This window comes from Pseudomonas sp. GM24 (genome assembly GCF_000282235.1).
Taxonomy (GTDB): domain Bacteria; phylum Pseudomonadota; class Gammaproteobacteria; order Pseudomonadales; family Pseudomonadaceae; genus Aquipseudomonas.
The window spans coordinates 1-16,996 of the sequence record NZ_AKJR01000071.1 but is presented as its reverse complement, the minus strand read 5'-3'; the positions used below and the strand labels follow the sequence as shown (position 1 = coordinate 16,996).

The 16,996-nt window shown below is 57.2% G+C and carries 14 protein-coding genes; 13 read left to right on the top strand and 1 reads right to left on the bottom strand.

Going from position 1 to position 16,996, the window contains the following annotated elements; genetic code table 11:
• The first annotated feature begins 193 nt into the window (after positions 1-193).
• The 5 genes from PMI23_RS29750 (at position 194) to PMI23_RS11025 (ending at position 7,798) form a co-directional block, all read left to right on the top strand.
• The gene (locus tag PMI23_RS29750) at positions 194-1,714 is read left to right on the top strand and encodes a hypothetical protein (protein ID WP_007913996.1); all 1,521 of its coding nucleotides are present in this window, start codon (positions 194-196) and stop codon (positions 1,712-1,714) included.
• Between the two features lie 74 nt (positions 1,715-1,788).
• Positions 1,789-2,043: a hypothetical protein gene (locus tag PMI23_RS29745; protein ID WP_007913995.1), complete on the top strand. Its 255-nt coding sequence runs from the start codon at positions 1,789-1,791 to the stop codon at positions 2,041-2,043.
• Positions 2,044-2,234: 191 nt separating this feature from the next.
• A complete protein-coding gene (locus PMI23_RS11035; RefSeq protein ID WP_007913993.1) occupies positions 2,235-3,944 on the top strand; it encodes a hypothetical protein in 1,710 nt (569 codons plus the stop codon).
• 91 nt (positions 3,945-4,035) lie between these two features.
• The gene (locus PMI23_RS11030) at positions 4,036-5,868 is read left to right on the top strand and encodes a hypothetical protein (RefSeq protein WP_007913991.1); all 1,833 of its coding nucleotides are present in this window, start codon (positions 4,036-4,038) and stop codon (positions 5,866-5,868) included.
• A 49-nt stretch (positions 5,869-5,917) separates the two neighbouring features.
• Positions 5,918-7,798, top strand: coding sequence for a hypothetical protein (locus tag PMI23_RS11025; protein WP_007913985.1), 1,881 nt, complete (start codon positions 5,918-5,920; stop codon positions 7,796-7,798).
• A 172-nt stretch (positions 7,799-7,970) separates the two neighbouring features.
• On the opposite strand, the gene uraH is transcribed toward PMI23_RS11025, so the two are convergent.
• Complete coding sequence (uraH, locus tag PMI23_RS11020; RefSeq protein WP_007913983.1) at positions 7,971-8,324, bottom strand: hydroxyisourate hydrolase; 354 nt, start codon at positions 8,322-8,324, stop codon at positions 7,971-7,973.
• A 431-nt stretch (positions 8,325-8,755) separates the two neighbouring features.
• Here uraH and puuE point away from each other — a divergent pair, with 431 nt between their 5' ends.
• The 8 genes from puuE to PMI23_RS10980 all read left to right on the top strand — a co-directional run bounded on the left by puuE (position 8,756) and on the right by PMI23_RS10980 (position 16,922).
• Positions 8,756-9,682 (top strand): allantoinase PuuE, encoded by a 927-nt coding sequence (puuE, locus tag PMI23_RS11015; protein ID WP_007913981.1) that lies wholly within the window; start codon positions 8,756-8,758, stop codon positions 9,680-9,682.
• The gene (gene uraD / locus PMI23_RS11010; RefSeq protein WP_007913979.1) at positions 9,679-10,194 is read left to right on the top strand and encodes a 2-oxo-4-hydroxy-4-carboxy-5-ureidoimidazoline decarboxylase; all 516 of its coding nucleotides are present in this window, start codon (positions 9,679-9,681) and stop codon (positions 10,192-10,194) included. Before puuE ends, uraD begins: the two co-directional genes overlap by 4 nt.
• A gap of 88 nt (positions 10,195-10,282) precedes the next feature.
• Positions 10,283-11,278 carry an allantoicase gene (alc, locus tag PMI23_RS11005; RefSeq protein WP_007913974.1) on the top strand — a complete coding sequence of 332 codons (996 nt, stop codon included), beginning with the start codon at positions 10,283-10,285 and terminating at the stop codon, positions 11,276-11,278.
• Positions 11,279-11,419: 141 nt separating this feature from the next.
• Positions 11,420-11,923 (top strand): ureidoglycolate lyase, encoded by a 504-nt coding sequence (locus PMI23_RS11000; protein ID WP_007913973.1) that lies wholly within the window; start codon positions 11,420-11,422, stop codon positions 11,921-11,923.
• A gap of 51 nt (positions 11,924-11,974) precedes the next feature.
• Positions 11,975-13,288: a urate hydroxylase PuuD gene (locus PMI23_RS10995; RefSeq protein WP_007913971.1), complete on the top strand. Its 1,314-nt coding sequence runs from the start codon at positions 11,975-11,977 to the stop codon at positions 13,286-13,288.
• Positions 13,289-13,457: 169 nt separating this feature from the next.
• The gene (locus tag PMI23_RS10990; protein ID WP_007913967.1) at positions 13,458-14,816 is read left to right on the top strand and encodes a nucleobase:cation symporter-2 family protein; all 1,359 of its coding nucleotides are present in this window, start codon (positions 13,458-13,460) and stop codon (positions 14,814-14,816) included.
• 162 nt (positions 14,817-14,978) lie between these two features.
• On the top strand, positions 14,979-15,764 hold the full coding sequence (locus PMI23_RS10985) for an outer membrane protein OmpK (protein WP_007913965.1): 786 nt from the start codon (positions 14,979-14,981) through the stop codon (positions 15,762-15,764).
• 372 nt (positions 15,765-16,136) lie between these two features.
• Positions 16,137-16,922 carry an outer membrane protein OmpK gene (locus PMI23_RS10980; RefSeq protein ID WP_007913962.1) on the top strand — a complete coding sequence of 262 codons (786 nt, stop codon included), beginning with the start codon at positions 16,137-16,139 and terminating at the stop codon, positions 16,920-16,922.
• Positions 16,923-16,996 lie beyond the last annotated feature (74 nt).

The following is a 16,996-nucleotide window of genomic DNA, read 5'->3' as shown; positions in this document are numbered from 1 at the left end:
ATGCATAGGCCTGCAACTTTGCACGCCGTACATCAGGCAAACCCGAAAACACGCGCGCGCACCGAAGTGTAAGTCATCGAACCTCTCCATCGTTTTCCCAACCTGGATTTTCCGGGATGCAGACGAGTGCACCTGAAAAATGCGGCGAGGCACTTCCGTGCGTTACGCATCATCCCTCAATGAGTAATTTCACATGGCGAAACCACCCAAGAAAGTTCCGGTGACAGCACCAGCCGATACAACTGTTACAACAAGACCTGCGCAGCCAGGCTCGGGCACCCGCGTCACCCCAGCCTTGCCCGACACCCCATTGTCTGGCGTCGATTCAACCAGCGGGGCACACGCCACTGGCACCTCCACCCATCGACCGCCCGCCGTCATCGTCAACGAAATACCCGACACTTACAGGACCGCCCGCAGTGCAATTGCCTGGCCTCAGGACCGATTGCACGAACTGACGCCGATTGGAGAAAATACCGGCTTGTTCACCGGACCGGATCAGCGGACCTACGCACAAATCGGCAGCGAAGGCCGGTTCGTCGTCGAACGGGATTTGCAGGGCAATTATTACGTTCCTCTGACCTTTGCGCCCGGTGTTCCCGGGCCAGTACTGACCAGGACAGAAGGCCAGTCCAGTTGGCTTATCCAGCGCCCTGGCTGGCAATCGACAGCGTCTCGGACCGAAACACCTGTCACCCCGCCCCCCCTCTCCTACCTTGCGCCCGAAGACGCAAATACGCTGACCCGTGCAGAGCTTTCAGCGCATGCACTGCGTTACAACAAGCTCAACCATACCTTCGTCGATACGGCAGAAGGCACGGTCATGGTCCGTAAAAACCAACAAGGTGAGTATCAACTGGCCTCGCCGACGAGCAGGGAATCTCCCGATATTTTTTTTGAACAGATTCCCGGAACAGTACTCTGGCGCCGCAAGAGCCCGAACTCACCCACCAAAGAAAACCCTGTTGCCGGCACGTCTCGAACGATTGCCGAACCGGACGAAGCGCGACCAGGCCCAAGCAAACGACCACGGCTCGACGCACCTGTAGATCCAGTTCTGCCAATGCGCCTTGACGCAAGCGCCCCGACCGAGCAAACACCGCTTTTCTGGCTACCGTGGGGCCATCTGAACAAACCACCGCTGGTGGAGTCCGTGCAACTCGGCTGGTTTCATTATCCGATTGTGCCTGTCGGCTCCAACCGCACACCCAAAGTCTACTTTGTCCAACATCCAGACTTTACGCCTGCAGGCTTCGAGGCGTTCGACCAAATGCTCTATACAGCGCCCTTGTTGCAGCCCGTTGCAACGTTTCGCCTAGGTAACGATCCGGGAGAAATAAACCCCGGTAAACGTTTTTTTACTGAACCGATATCGCGGTCGGTTGCCAAGGCATTTCCCGACTTTTCTGATGCCACTGCACATGCCGTCGCCAAGAGATTGTTTGAACTCGCGGACAACTCACCTGTGATTACCGGCACCGGACTGATCAATATTCAGGCCGTCTTGCATCAGTGGAAGCAGCGGCCGTTTCCCACGACACCAGCGTACGCCGACCCGCTAAACATGCTGAAGATGGCACCCTCCATTGATCGCGACGGAAAAAAATCATCCGGATGCCCTCCCAGGTGGACGGCGAGCTGCAACGGCTCAATTTCGATCCAACGCGTTTTCCCGTCGAATGGAATCACTACAAAACCTATCCGACAGATCTGAACCTCAGGCGTCTGATTGGCGCCTTGCTGGTACGCAGCGGCTACGACGTCTTTCCTCTGACTTATGAGCATCGCATGCCCACTCTGGTTTTCCGGCGCAACTCCCATGACCAGATCTATTTCCTGAAACTGGGCGCAGTGGAACATGTCGGCTTTTCCCACACCCCAGGCAATGAGCTGGCAGACCCGAGCTTGCCGGCCAGGATTGGCACCGACGCGTTGCAAGCCCTGACAACCGCCACGGCACAGAACAAAGTGGTGTGGCTGATCGGTGGCGTATTGAGGGTGCAGTCGAATCCCGAAACCGTGTTCATTTTCAGAGAGCGGTAAAGGCCGATGCGAAACTCTCGTCGGCAGCGCGTCGATGAGAGTTTTTTACACATCCGACGGATTGCGCAACATCCTGCGGCAAATGCTGGCAGGACATTACATATGTACCGCACATCCGGATGATCTTTTCCCGACCATGGCTCCCCACCCCGATGCAAACGACTGGATAAACAATCCAAAGGAGTCATTCAATGGCCAAGCCACCGAAGAAAATTCCGCGTACGCTTTCGCCCGACGCGTCCGCAACCCCCGTCGAACTGTCAGGCAATCCTCTCGGAGCTACGGCCGGGGAAATCATTCATCCTGGCCCAGGCGGCGACAATGTGCCTGGCGCAGCCGGCGCGTCTTCAACTGCCTTACCGGCAGTAACGTCACCCCAAACGGTCACTATCCACCCCTTGGCGGACGTGACTTCCCCGCGCCCCACAATCACCGTCCACCACTTCCCTGAGAGCTCAGGTTCATCACGTGCCGCCGATTGGGTATCCCTGCACTTCAGCGAACGCCAGCAGGCAGCCGCCGCAAGCACCGCCACCAGCGCGAGTGTGCAACATCCGGTGTTCATCCATGCCGAATCGGCAAGCCAACTAAAACTTCAGGAAGGCACCGCAGAAGGTTTTCGCTACGACAAGTACAAGAAAGCGTATGTCGAAATGCACGACGGCATGGTCATGGTCGGCAAAACCGCGGATGGCTGGCGTCAGACACACGCCGGGGAAGCGTCTCCGACAGGTAAATGGGTTGAACAGATTCCGGGGACAAAACAGTGGCGTGAAATCGACGAGCCGCGACACCGCCTTCAAGCCGCAACCGACCCAGTGTCCACCGAAACGACCGACGCTCTACCCGGTCCGAGCAATCGCCCATACCCGGTCCAGGAAAGCGACGTCGCATCGACGACAGGCGTGCTGATCGAACGTCTGTCAGCCCAGCGGCCGGCTGCACTGGATCTGTCGGTAGCACAGTGGAAAAACTGGGGAAAAACCACCAAACCGGAAACAGGCGAGTCGATAGAAATAGAAAAATTGCACTATCCGCTGGTCAGGCAGGTTCTACGCGCCGACACCGATCTGGTTTATCTGCAACACCCGAGGTTTAAACCTCAAGGTTTCGACGAATTCGAAAACATGCTGCGCAATGACCCTTCGATACAGCCGAAATGGGCGCTGAAACGCAATGGCCAGTGGAAGGTTCTGGACAACCACGCGCCGTTCGAAATGTCGGCAACGCAATATGTATCCAGCGCCCTGAACTCTCTGTCCGAACGCTCGGCAAATAACCTCGCCAGAGCTGTATTTGAGCGTGTGTCCACGCCTCAAGGGATTGATGCCGGTGGACTTTCAGCATTGACGCTGACGCTCCGCCACTGGACCGACAGAGTCAACAACACCTCGCCCCACCCCAGTTTTTCAGACCCCTTGATGCTACTGCCCATTTTGCCCGCCCGGCACAATGACCAATACGCCGGAGGGCTGCTCGCTTTGCCGGCGCCTGTTTCGAGCCGTTTGCAGCGTCTGGACTTCGACGTCCAGCAACTGGATTCGATGCCGAGTGCTTCAAGCACACGCGACGTATTCGGAAGAATCCTTGGCCTCAGCGGTTACAGCATCAACCCGAACAGACACCCGCATCCAAGTGGCGAAGACGTGATGATTTTTCACCGAGAAGGCGTCGCTGCTGTTTTCGTATTGAAGTTGACCCCTGTTACGCAGACGCCTGTACCTCGTTACTCCGTTGTCGGCTCCGAAATTGCCAGCCCGCAGTTCCAGAGCAGACTCAGCGAAGCGGACAGACAGGCGCTGGCCGAACATCTCAAAAGTTACAAAGTGATTTATCTGGTGGGCGGCAAACAACAGATTTCCCCCGATAACTCGACCCTGTTCATTGTTAGAGAAGGGTGAATACACAACCCGGCATCTCCGCAACTTGTCCGCAGATTTTTGTGGACAAGCCTCAATAAAACCTCTTGTTCCATACACCGAGTTCAAATCAATGGTCAAACCACCGAAGCGCGTGGCCGGGGTCACTGCGCCCGATATTCGCCCAAATATGGCAAACACATCTCCCCGACTACCGGCAACCACAACACTCCCCGCAGCGCTGCCGGACGCCTCGGCGCAGCTCCCATCAGTGCAGGTCAACGACATGCCTGCATCCTACTCAGCGCAAGTTGCGTCAGCACTGCAAGCAATCACCTGGCCTGCCGATCAAGCCCATCTGCTACAACGGCTGGATCACGACAGCGGTCTGTTCACCAGTCCGGATGGCAAGTTATATGCCCGTGTCGAGAATGAAGGCCATCTGCTGGTCGAGATGCAGCACGATGGCCGCTATCAGATTCCCTTCAATTTCTCCCCGCGTCTGCCTGGCCCCTTCTTGATCAGAACAGAACGCCAGCCCGTCTGGACGTTCGAACGGCCGGGTTGGCTGGCGCACAACTCGGAAAGTGACCGGCGAAATGCAGCCGCCGAGAGTCTTGCTGCGGAACAGCCGACCTACCTGGCACCCGATGCAGCGGCCCTGCTCTCCCCCTCCCGGCAGACGCCAGACGGGATCCGCTACGACAAGCACCGCAAAACCTATATCGATACGGCCGAAGGAACCGTCATGGTGCGAAAAAACGCCAACGGTGAGTATCAGCAAAGCTCTGCGACCGTGCGCGATGCCTCCGCATTATTGTTCGAACAGATTCCCGGGACGCGACTGTGGCGCCGCAAAACCGGTTCTGAACCGGAGCGTTCGCTACAGGAAAAACGCAAAGCCTCAACCGATACGCCGGAGCCCATGGCCGTCCCGGGCAAGCGTCTGCATCAGGAAGAAGGGACAGATGCCAGCCAAGCGTTGACCGATAGCTTGCTGTCCGCCAATCCCGAGGCGATCAACTTGAGTTTCGGGTTATGGCGAAACTGGGGCCAGAGTGTCCGTCCACAGGTGGGCCATCATATCGAGATAGACGGGCAGTATTACCGGGTGATGCAACAGGACATGAGTGCCAACCCGCGACTGGTCTATCTGCAACATCCGTTGTTCTCACCCGTCTTGTACGACACCTTCGAATACATGCTGCGGGAAAACCCGTCGTTGCAGCCCAAGTGGGCGGTTAAACAGAACAACCAATGGACAGTGCTGGACAGTGTCGTGCCTTTTGAGATGCCGCTCACTCAATACATTTCCAGAACCTTCAAATACCTGTCGGATCAATCGGTCAACTCACTCGCCCGAGCCATGTTCAATCAGGCAAACCGATCTGAAATCATCATTGCCCCCGGTTTGGCGCTCATGAATCAAGTGTTTCGTTACTGGGCCAACAGGGATCAGCACACAGCGCCGCGTCGAGAACTGGCTGACCCGTTACTGATGTTACGGCCTCTTTACGGACCGGAAGAAACCCTGGCGATTCCCTCCTCACTGGGTGAAGGCTTGATGCGACTGGATTTTGACCCCGGACGCTTCTCCCGGCATTGGAACGAGTACGCCGCGACGCCAGACGGGCCCGGTTTGCGCAAGCTGTTCAGTCAGCTTCTGGAGGATGACGGGTACGTGCTGAACCACTCGACAAATACGCTTGCCGAGAACGAATTGCTCTTTTACCGGGAGAAAATCGACCACGTATTTGTGCTGAAACTGCCTCCTCTTATTAACGGGAGGTTGCAGCGATTTCAGCCTGAGCGCTTTGAACGCAGTAAGGCCGTGGTGCAAACATCCAGCAGCGAACCAAAGCCTCTGTCGGCTTACAGCAAAGATAAAAAGATCAGCTATCTGCTGGGTGGAACACAGACAGATGTTCTGGGGCAAACAACGCTGTTCATTTTCCAAGACCAGTGATTGAGCAGAACAGAGAGGAATGCACCATGAATCGCTCAGAGAAAGTTGAATGACCAGACCCACAAAGACCACCATTCGCCCTGCGTTGCCCGATACCTCGACGACCAACAGGTCTAACGCTGGCAATGGCAGCGGAACGAATCCTGGCGGCTCCAACATTTTTGCGCCAGGTACGAATCGACTGCCGGGGCCATCCATTTCCGCTCCATCTGGCAGCGAAGTAACTGATTACCCACATGTCGTGGTGAGTCACATCACGGACCCGGTGATCACCGAAGCCAATGCCAGACTGGCCGAGATATCCCTGCCGGTTTTACAAACCCATCTGCTAAAACCGCACGAAACCATCGACGGGTTATTCGTGGCCCCGGGCGGTCAGACTTACGCGCACCTGGAAGACGGCCGTCATTACCGGGTTGAACGCAACACAACCGGGGACTATCAGATTCCCTGGCCAGCAGCGCCGGGCGTGACACCACCAATTCTGAAAAAAATCGACGGTTTGCCACTGTGGCGAGTCGAGGCCCAGTGGTACACGGCTCAATCCAGACAGAGGAAGCGATCGGCGCAACGGATTAACGAACCGTCACACGCAATTCCTTTCGTCGACCCGCACCTGGCGGCGCTTCTTCCTGCAGCGCAAGGTTCCCCGGACGGCATCCGCAAAGGACCGCGCGGGAGAACCTATATCGATATCGCCGACGGCACCATCCTGGTTCGCAGGAATGAACAAGGCGAATACAAACTGGCGTCTGCAACAACGACCGATGTGCCGGATATCACGTTCGAGCAGATCCCTGGGCAATTCGTCTGGCGCCGCAAGTTGCAGGCCTTCGCAAATACGCAGCAGGATCCGCAGCCAGGCAGTTCTCGCCACCTCACTCAGCCAGAAAAGCCCGGCCCCAGCCCAAGCAAGCGCCCTCGACTGCAAGAAGACAGTGATCCTCTCGATCCCTTCGTACTCATGGGCATCAGTGAACTATGGAAAGCCTGGGGAACAACGAAACCGCCAGCCGGCGACTCCGTGGAAATAGGCGGCAAGCACTTTGCGCTGCTTGACCAGGCGACCCACGCCGTTGACGGTTTTGCCTTCATCAAGCCTCCTCAGTTCTCTGCTTATCGTTTCGATGCTTTTGAACAATTACTGCTGACCAATCCTGAGTTACAACCCCGGGGGGTGGTGAAGTCGGCGGACAGGACGGCGCAAGGCAGTGAAGCATGGAAAATTGCAGGGAGTCGGCCATTTGAAAAAAGCCTCACTCAATATGTCAGCGATCAGTTCCCCTTCCTTTCTGATCACTCCGCAAGCGAAACCGCACGGGAGATGTTCAATCGGGCCAGTCACTCCAATAAACTGAGCGGGTCCGGGATCAGTGCATTGGTCGAGACTTTCAAGTACTGGGAAAATCGCTCTATGTTCGTGGGCGATAACCGAGTCGTTCGTCAAGACTTGAGCGACCCGCTAATGCTTCTCTCGCCGCTTGCAGCCGACGTAAATGGCAACAAGCGTGTCCCGCTTCCGTCCGCTGAAGGTCTGCAAAGAATCGACTTCAATCCGAAGCTGTTATCCGGTTCACAACATCAAAGAGGTCGGCGAACAACGCGGACACTGTTCAAAGATCTTCTCAACGCACACGGCTACTACATTGCCCATGATTTCGGCGCCAACCAGGGGAACGCCTTACTGATCAAGCGAACGGGTGTTGAGCATATCTTCATCATGTTCATGGACAGGATTCAGAACAAAACTGTTTTTCTCCCAGATCCAATTGCCTGGCTCAAAAAAAGAGTCTTTGTCGACAACATGGACGCCCATATCAACAACGACCTGATGGAACACTTGCACACGAACAGGATCATTTTTTTGCTGGGCACCAACGAGCCTCTCCCCACTCACGAATACAACCTTGTCGTCAGCCGACACAGCTGAATAACCTTATCGTTAATGCTTACCCGAACGCGAAGCCGCGCGCTCCAGAGTTCTCCGGGGCGCGCGGCCATGCACAAAATACAGGCATAAAAAAAGCCCGCAGTGTGAGCGGGCGAAAGACCAAAGAAGCTATATGCGCAGTCGCTTCCCGGTGGGGGCAGCTGCTTGGGGGTCAGCTGCCCCGGTACGTGGAATAGCTGTACGGCGAAATCAGCAATGGCACATGGTAGTGATCCTGTTCGGCAGAGATGCCGAAGCGCAGCACAACCACGTCGAGGAATGCCGGTTCCGGCAACTGAACGCCACGGGCGCGGTAGTAATCGCCCGCATGGAACTGAACCTGATAAACGCCGGTACGATAATCATCGCCTTGCAGCAGCGGTGCATCGACCCGGCCATCGCTGTTGGTGACGGCACTGGCGACCAATTCCAGGTGCGATCCTTCAACGCGGTACAGCTCGACCTTGATCGAACTGCCCGGGCAACCGTGTGCAGCGTCCAAAACGTGTGTAGTCAAACGTCCCATTGATTCTGCGCGCCTGCCTGCATGGAGCAGTCAGACCTCGCGCCTCCCGAAGTCAGATAAAAAGGAGACCGCACCGATTCGGAGCACGAAAAGCTGCGGCGAGCGATTGATTAAGACACTTTTCAAAAAAATTGTACACAATAAAAACGACATTTTTCACTTCACCCCCGCCATTCGGGGGTTTCCTGCCGATGAGCCAGCAATACGCCTATTCATTGCACCTCCTATCCATTAGCTGACTGGTCAGGCAGGTTTCTTGCAGGCTCACGCCAATAGCAGGAAAAGATGACAGTCGGTGAAAAATGCGAAAATTCAGGCTTACAAATTGCGAATAAAGTTGTATACAATCAGCCCATCGCTGTGACGCCAGCCTGTTAATTCACCGCCAGGCCGCCACACCAATCTGTCAACGAATAAGAAGGAAGACTGCAGTGAGCGCTGACTACCCACGCGACCTGATCGGTTACGGCAGTAACCCTCCTCACCCACACTGGCCGGGCAATGCCCGCATCGCCCTGTCCTTCGTACTCAATTACGAAGAAGGCGGCGAGCGCAACATTTTGCATGGCGATAAAGAGTCCGAAGCCTTCCTCTCCGAAATGGTTGCCGCTCAGCCGCTGCAAGGCGCGCGCAACATGAGCATGGAATCGCTTTACGAGTATGGCAGCCGTGCCGGCGTCTGGCGGATCCTGAAACTGTTCAAGGAATTCGATATTCCGCTGACCATTTTTGCGGTGGCCATGGCCGCTCAGCGCCACCCGGATGTGATCCGTGCGATGGTCGATGCCGGCCACGAGATTTGCAGCCACGGCTACCGCTGGATCGACTACCAGTACATGGACGAAGCGCAGGAACGCGAGCACATGCTCGAAGCGATCCGCGTCCTCACCGAAATCACCGGCGAGCGCCCACTGGGTTGGTACACCGGCCGCACCGGCCCGAACACTCGTCGCCTGGTCATGGAAGAAGGTGGTTTCCTCTACGACTGCGACACCTACGACGACGACCTGCCCTACTGGGAACCGAACAACCCGACCGGCAAACCGCATCTGGTGATCCCGTACACCCTCGACACCAACGACATGCGCTTCACCCAAGTGCAGGGTTTCAACAAGGGTGACGACTTCTTCGAATACCTCAAAGACGCGTTCGACGTGCTCTATGCCGAAGGCGCTGAAGCACCGAAGATGCTCTCGATCGGTCTGCACTGCCGCCTGATCGGCCGTCCGGGTCGCCTCGCGTCGCTCAAACGCTTTATCGAATACGCCAAAAGTCATGAACAGGTGTGGTTCAGCCGTCGCGTCGACATCGCGCGTCACTGGCACGAAACCCACCCGTACCAAGGGGCCGCCAAATGAGCCGCTTTCAAACCCTGCAACCGTCGAGCCTGAGCCGCGACGCCTTCGTCAAAGCTTTTGCCGACATCTACGAACATTCGCCATGGGTGGCCGAGAAGGCCTACGACCTGGGCGCAGATGCCTCGATCGACGAGATCGAAACCCTGCACCAGCGCATGAGCGACATCCTGTTGAGCGCCGATCACGCCAGCCAGCTTGCGCTGATCAACGCTCACCCGGACCTGGCCGGCAAAGCTGCCGTCCAGGGCCAACTGACCGAAGCCAGCACCAATGAACAGGCTGGCGCCGGTATTCACCAATGCACGGCCGAAGAGTTCCAGCGCTTCACCGAGCTGAACGACGCCTACAAAGCCAAGTTCAAGTTTCCCTTCATCATGGCGGTAAAAGGCAGCAACCGGCATCAGATCCTCGCGGCGTTCGAAACGCGTATTCACAATTCGGTCGACACCGAGTTCAAATGCGCGCTGGCGGAGATCAACAAGATCGCCCTGTTCCGTTTACTGACTCTTTAGCGAAGCCTGACCCGAGTGCATCAGACGCGGAGAGCACCCAGGGTCTTGCAAGCATCCCCAGCCACTTTTTTAAAGGCAGACAAGAAGAATGAAAGCTTACGCCGTACCTTTCGAAAAATTCGTCAACCTGGCCGATGCCCGTCTGGGCACCAAAATCATCTCGGTCACCGATGACTGGTTCGCAGACGCCAATCGTCTGTTCCAACCGACTCCGGCCGTATGGAAGGAGGGCGTGTTCGATGACAACGGCAAGTGGATGGACGGCTGGGAATCGCGCCGCAAGCGCTTCGAAGGCTTCGACAGCGCTGTGATTCGTCTGGGCGTACCGGGCTCGATCAAAGGCGTGGACATCGACACTTCATTCTTCACCGGCAACTTCCCGCCATCGGCCTCTCTGGAAGCGTGCTTCCTGGCGTCGGGCGAGCCTGATGAAAACACCCAGTGGACTGAAGTGCTGTCGGCCGTCGAGCTGCAGGGCAACAGCCACCACTACCACGAAATCAGCAACGACCAAGCGTTCAGCCACCTGCGCTTCAACATCTACCCGGACGGCGGTGTCGCCCGTCTGCGCGTGTACGGCATTCCGTTCCGCGACTGGTCCGCTGTTGGCGACAACGAGCAAGTCGATCTGGCAGCAGCCCTCAATGGTGGCCGCGCCCTCGCCTGCTCCGACGAACACTTCGGCCGCATGAGCAACATCCTCAACCCGGGTCGTGGCATCAACATGGGCGACGGCTGGGAAACTGCACGTCGTCGCACGCCGGGCAATGACTGGGTGATCGTCGCGCTGGGTCACCCGGGCGAGATCGAGAAGATCGTCGTCGACACCCTGCACTTCAAAGGCAACTACCCGGACACTTGCTCGATCCAGGGCGCGTTCGTCAAGGGCGGTACTGACAGCCAGATCGAAACCCAATCGCTGTTCTGGCGTGAACTGCTGCCAAGCCAGAAGCTGGAAATGCACGCCGAACACACCTTCGTCGAGCAGATCAAGGCACTGGGCCCGATCACTCACATCCGCCTGAACGTGTTCCCGGACGGTGGCGTGAGCCGCCTGCGCGTTCTCGGCAAGGTCGCTAAATAACACCGCAATGATCGTTCCCACGCTCTGCGTGGGAACGCATCACTGGACGCTCTGCGTCCACTCTGGATGTGACGCGGAGCGTCACGGGCTGCATTCCCACGCGGAGCGTGGGAACGATCACTCAACGAAAAGAAGAACAGCATGCGCACACTACAGATTGAACCGCTGACCAAAGAAGCCTTCGCCCCTTTCGGTGACGTGATCGAAACCGACGGCAGCGATCACTTCATGATCAACAACGGTTCGACCATGCGCTTCCATAAACTGGCGACGGTCGAAACCGCTCAGCCTGAGGACAACGCGATCATCAGCATTTTCCGCGCCGACGCGCAGGACATGCCGCTGACCGTTTGCATGCTGGAACGCCATCCGCTGGGCAGCCAGGCTTTCATTCCGCTGCTCGGCAACCCCTTTCTGATCGTGGTCGCGCCACTTGGCGATGAACCTGTATCAGGCTTGGTCCGCGCCTTCGTCACCAACGGCAGGCAGGGCATTAATTACCATCGCGGCGTTTGGCACCATCCGGTGCTGACGATCGAAAAGCGGGATGACTTCCTGGTGGTTGATCGCAGTGGCACAGGCAATAACTGCGATGAGCATTTTTTCAAAGAGGATGAGCGTTTGATCCTCGCCCCCCACCAATAAGAGAAGGTCTGATCACTCGACAACAAGAGTGACAGGCGAGAGGTAAAGACTGTGGAAGCACATCTGTTGGAATGGCTGAACCTGAGCGTGCGCTGGGTTCACATGATTACTGGCGTGGCCTGGATCGGCGCGTCGTTCTACTTCGTCTGGCTGGAGAACAACCTCAACCGCGTCAACCCGAAAACCGGTCTGGCCGGTGACCTGTGGGCGATCCACGGTGGCGGTATCTATCACCTGGAAAAATACAAACTGGCCCCGCCGGCGATGCCGGAAAACCTGCACTGGTTCAAATGGGAAGCCTACTTCACCTGGATGTCGGGTATCGCGCTGCTGTGCGTGGTGTTCTACTCCAATCCAACGCTCTACCTGCTGGCTCCGGGCAGCACCCTGAGCGGCCCTGAAGGCGTGGCCATCGGTATCGGCTCGCTGTTTATCGGCTGGTTCATCTACTCCTTCCTGTGCGACTCGGCCCTGGGCAAACGCCCTGCTCTGCTCGGTTTCATTCTGTTCGTGCTGATCATCGGCGCGGCGTATGGCTTCAGCAAAGTGTTCAGCGGTCGTGGTGCGTACCTGCATGTCGGCGCGATCATCGGCACGATCATGGTCGGCAACGTGTTCCGCATCATCATGCCGGCGCAACGCGCACTGGTCGCGGCGATTGCCGAAAACCGCACGCCGGATCCGGCGCTGCCAGCCAAAGGCTTGCTGCGTTCGCGTCACAACAACTACTTCACCCTGCCGGTGCTGTTCATCATGATCAGCAACCACTTCCCGAGCACCTATGGCAGCCAGTACAACTGGTTGATCCTGGCCGGGATCGCCGTGTTGGCGGTGTTGGTGCGTCACTACTTCAACACCCGTCATGACAGCCACAAGTTTGCCTGGACCCTGCCAGTGGCAGCGGTGGGCATGATCAGTCTGGCGTACGTCACCGGCCCGATGCCGATGTCGACCGCGCCGGAAGTGGCCAAGGCGCCAGCGAAAATCGAGTACCAACCGCTGCCGGAAACGGCATTGGGCGGTGGCTTGAAACCGGCTGAAGCGGCGGCACCTGCTGCTCCGGCAGCCCCTGCCGCAGCACCGGCGCAAGCCTCCAACGCAGGTCCGGCCTTTGACAAAGTGCACAACGTGATTCAAGAACGTTGCGCGGTTTGCCACTCGGCCAAACCAACCAGTCCGTTGTTCAGCGCAGCTCCGGCGGGTGTGATGCTCGACACCCCTGAGCAGATCCGTCAGAACGCGGCACGCATCCAGGCGCAAGCCATCACCACGCAGATCATGCCACTGGGCAACATCACGCAGATGACCCAGCAGGAACGTGACCTGATCGGTGCATGGATCGCCCAGGGAGCACAGACCAACTAAGCAGTAAAAGCATCGCTGGCAAGCCAGCTCCCACAGGGTTTTGCACTGCCTGTGTGGGAGCTGGCTTGCCAGCGATTCGCCGCAACGCGGTTTTTACCTGATGCAAATAAACAGCTGTGAGCAACCCGGCAGCTGTTAATCACAAGAATAAAAAGATCCGAGGTGTTGCATGTCCGAGCTGTCCAAAGCGCGCATCCCCGACGCACCCGCCATTCAGCGATTGCCCCTTTTGCAACTGATCCTGGTCGGTTTGCAACATGTTCTGCTGATGTACGGCGGTGCCATCGCGGTGCCGCTGATCATTGGACAGGCCGCTGGCCTGAGTCGTGAAGAAATTGCCTTCCTGATCAACGCCGACCTGCTGGTCGCCGGTATCGCCACCATCGTCCAGTCCATGGGCATCGGCCCGATGGGCATTCGCATGCCGGTGATGATGGGTGCCAGTTTTGCTGCAGTCGGCAGCATGGTCGCCATGGCCGGCATGCCCGGTATCGGTCTGCAAGGCATCTTCGGTGCGACGATCGCTGCCGGTTTCTTCGGCATGCTCATCGCGCCGTTCATGTCCAAGGTCGTGCGCTTTTTCCCGCCGCTGGTGACCGGCACGGTCATCACCTCGATCGGTTTGTCGCTGTTCCCCGTGGCCGTGAACTGGGCCGGTGGTGGCGCTGCCGCTGCGCAATTCGGCTCACCGATTTATCTGGCCATCGCCGCATTGGTGTTGGGCACTATTCTGCTGGTCCACCGCTTCATGCGCGGTTTCTGGGTCAACATTTCCGTACTGATCGGCATGTGCTTCGGCTACATCCTGTGCGGCGCGATTGGCATGGTCGACCTGAGCGGCATGGCCAACGCGCCATGGGTTCAGTTCGTCACTCCGCTGCATTTCGGCATGCCGAAATTCGAACTGGCACCGATCCTGTCGATGTGTCTGGTAGTCGTCATCATCTTCGTCGAGTCCACCGGGATGTTCCTCGCCCTAGGCAAGATCACCGGCCAGGAAGTCTGCCCGCGCATGCTACGTCGCGGCTTGCTGTGTGATGCCGGCGCCTCGTTTGTCGCTGGTTTCTTCAACACCTTCACCCACTCCTCGTTCGCGCAGAACATCGGTTTGGTGCAGATGACTGGTGTACGTTGCCGCTCGGTGACCATCGTTGCCGGTGGCTTGCTGATCGTCCTGAGCCTGCTGCCGAAAGCAGCGTTTCTGGTGGCGTCGATTCCTCCGGCGGTACTCGGCGGCGCAGCAATTGCGATGTTCGGCATGGTCGCCGCGACCGGGATCAAGATTCTCCAGGAAGCCGACATCGGTGACCGTCGCAACCAGTTGCTGGTGGCGGTGAGCATCGGCATGGGCCTGATCCCCGTGGTACGCCCGGAATTCTTCGCGCACCTGCCGCTGTGGATGAGCCCGATTACCCACAGCGGCATCGCCATGGCCACGCTCAGCGCGCTGACGCTGAACCTGCTGTTCAACATTCTCGGCGGCAAAGAGCGTGCGGCGATCAACGACTGCCACGCCCACCAGCATTAACTGAAAAACGCTATCCCCCTGTAGGAGTGAGCCTGCTCGCGATGTCGTTATCAGATTCAACAGATTCGTTGACTGATTCACCGCTATCGCGAGCAGGCTCACTCCTACAAGGGCGCGCAACAGCTCTGCGCCTCAAACAATAAAAACAAGAGGGAGCAACAGATGATTCGCACGCAAACCAACATGTTGTTGAGTGGCGGCCTGCTGGCCGCGAGTCAGGCCATGGCCGGCGATTTACTGCTGTGGCAGACCAACAGCCTGAGCTATCTGTACGGCAAGAATTTCGCGATCAACCCGTCGATCCAGCAGACGCTGACCTTCGAGCACGCCGACAAGTGGAAATACGGCGACAACTTCCTGTTCGTCGACAAGATCTTCTACAACGGCAAGGAAGACGCGAACAAAGGCCCGCACGCCTTCTACGGTGAATTCACCCCACGCTTTTCGTTCGGCAAGATCTTCGACCAGAAACTCGAGTTCGGCCCGATCAAAGACGTCCTGCTGGCGATGACTTACGAATACGGCGAAGGCGACAGCGAGGCCTATCTGATCGGCCCCGGCTTCGACCTCAAGGTGCCCGGCTTCAACTACGTAACCCTGAACATCTTCCGCCGCCAGACCGAAGGCCCACGCCCCGGTGACGGCGTCTGGCAGATCACCCCCGGCTGGTCCTACAGCTTTCCCCTGGGCAATTCCGATGTGCTGATCGACGGCTACCTCGATTGGGTGGTCGACAACGATGAGAACTCGCGCGGCACCTACCACGCCAACCTGCACATCAATCCGCAGATCAAATATGACTTGGGCAAAGCCTTGGACTGGAGCCACAAGCAACTGTATGTCGGCACCGAATACAGCTATTGGAAAAATAAATACGGCATCGAAAACACCCACAACTTCGACACCAACCAGAACACCGCCAGCCTGCTGGTCAAGGTGCACTTTTAAGATGGCCCGCAACCGTGCCCCATACCTGTCGTCGGTGCTCTGTTGCGGGGCACTTGAGACCTGGCCGTTGAGTCAGTATTCTCCGCGGCCTCTTGAATTCGGTCTAAAAAAAAGCCCGAATTTAATTCCTGACCGAAAAGCCAACTTATCCCGGCCCGGTCAGTACCGAGGCATCCCGAAAACACACTCAATCGACTGTTTTTCAGCAGCCGAGCGGGTGTTTTTTTGCTTTTCGAAAGCCTTGGCTCGGCTCTTGCTAACAGCAACGAAGCTGACCGATCGGATGACTTTTGCAGCAACGAAAAAAGGCGCCACACCAGAGCGCCGATCTTAAAAAAAATAACGTGGAACACCTACTTTGGGAGCAACCGAATGAAACGTATGTGCACCAGCCTGATGCTCGCGGGATCGATGTTGGCCGGCGGCCAGGCCATGGCCGAAGGCCTGCTGCAGTGGCAGAACAACAGCCTGACCTACCTGTATGGCAAGGACTTCCAGGTCAACCCGCGCATCCAGCAGACCGTCACCTTCGAGCACGCCGATGCGTGGAAGTACGGGGATAACTTCTTCTTCCTCGACAAGATCTTCTACAACGGTGGCAAGGACTTCAGCAACGGTCCGAACACCTACTACGGTGAGTTCAGCCCGCGCATCTCGCTGGGCAAAGTGCTCGACCAGAAGATCGAGTTCGGCCCGATCAAAGACGTCCTGGTGGCGATGACTTACGAGTTCGGCGAAGGCGATACCGAGTCGTACCTGATCGGTCCAGGCTTCGACCTGGCAATCCCGGGCTTCGACTACTTCCAGTTGAACTTCTACCAGCGTCACACCCAAGGTGCTCGCGCCGGTGACAACGTCTGGCAGATTACTCCGGTCTGGTCCTACACCATCCCGGTCGGCAAGTCGGACATCCTGATCGACGGCTTCATGGACTGGGTCACCGACAACGACTCCAACTCCAAAGGCGATTACCACGCCAACCTGCACTTCAACCCACAGGTCAAATACGACCTGGGCAAGGCGTTGAGTTTTGGCGAGAAGCAGTTGTATGTCGGTGTGGAATACGACTACTGGAAAGACAAGTACGGCATCGACGACACCGGTGCGTTCAAGACCAATCAGAGCACCACGAGCTTCCTGGTGAAGTTCCACTTCTGATAAAAATCAAAAGATCGCAGGCTTCGCCAGCTCCTACAGGGATAGCGCATTCCAATGTAGGAGCTGCCGAAGGC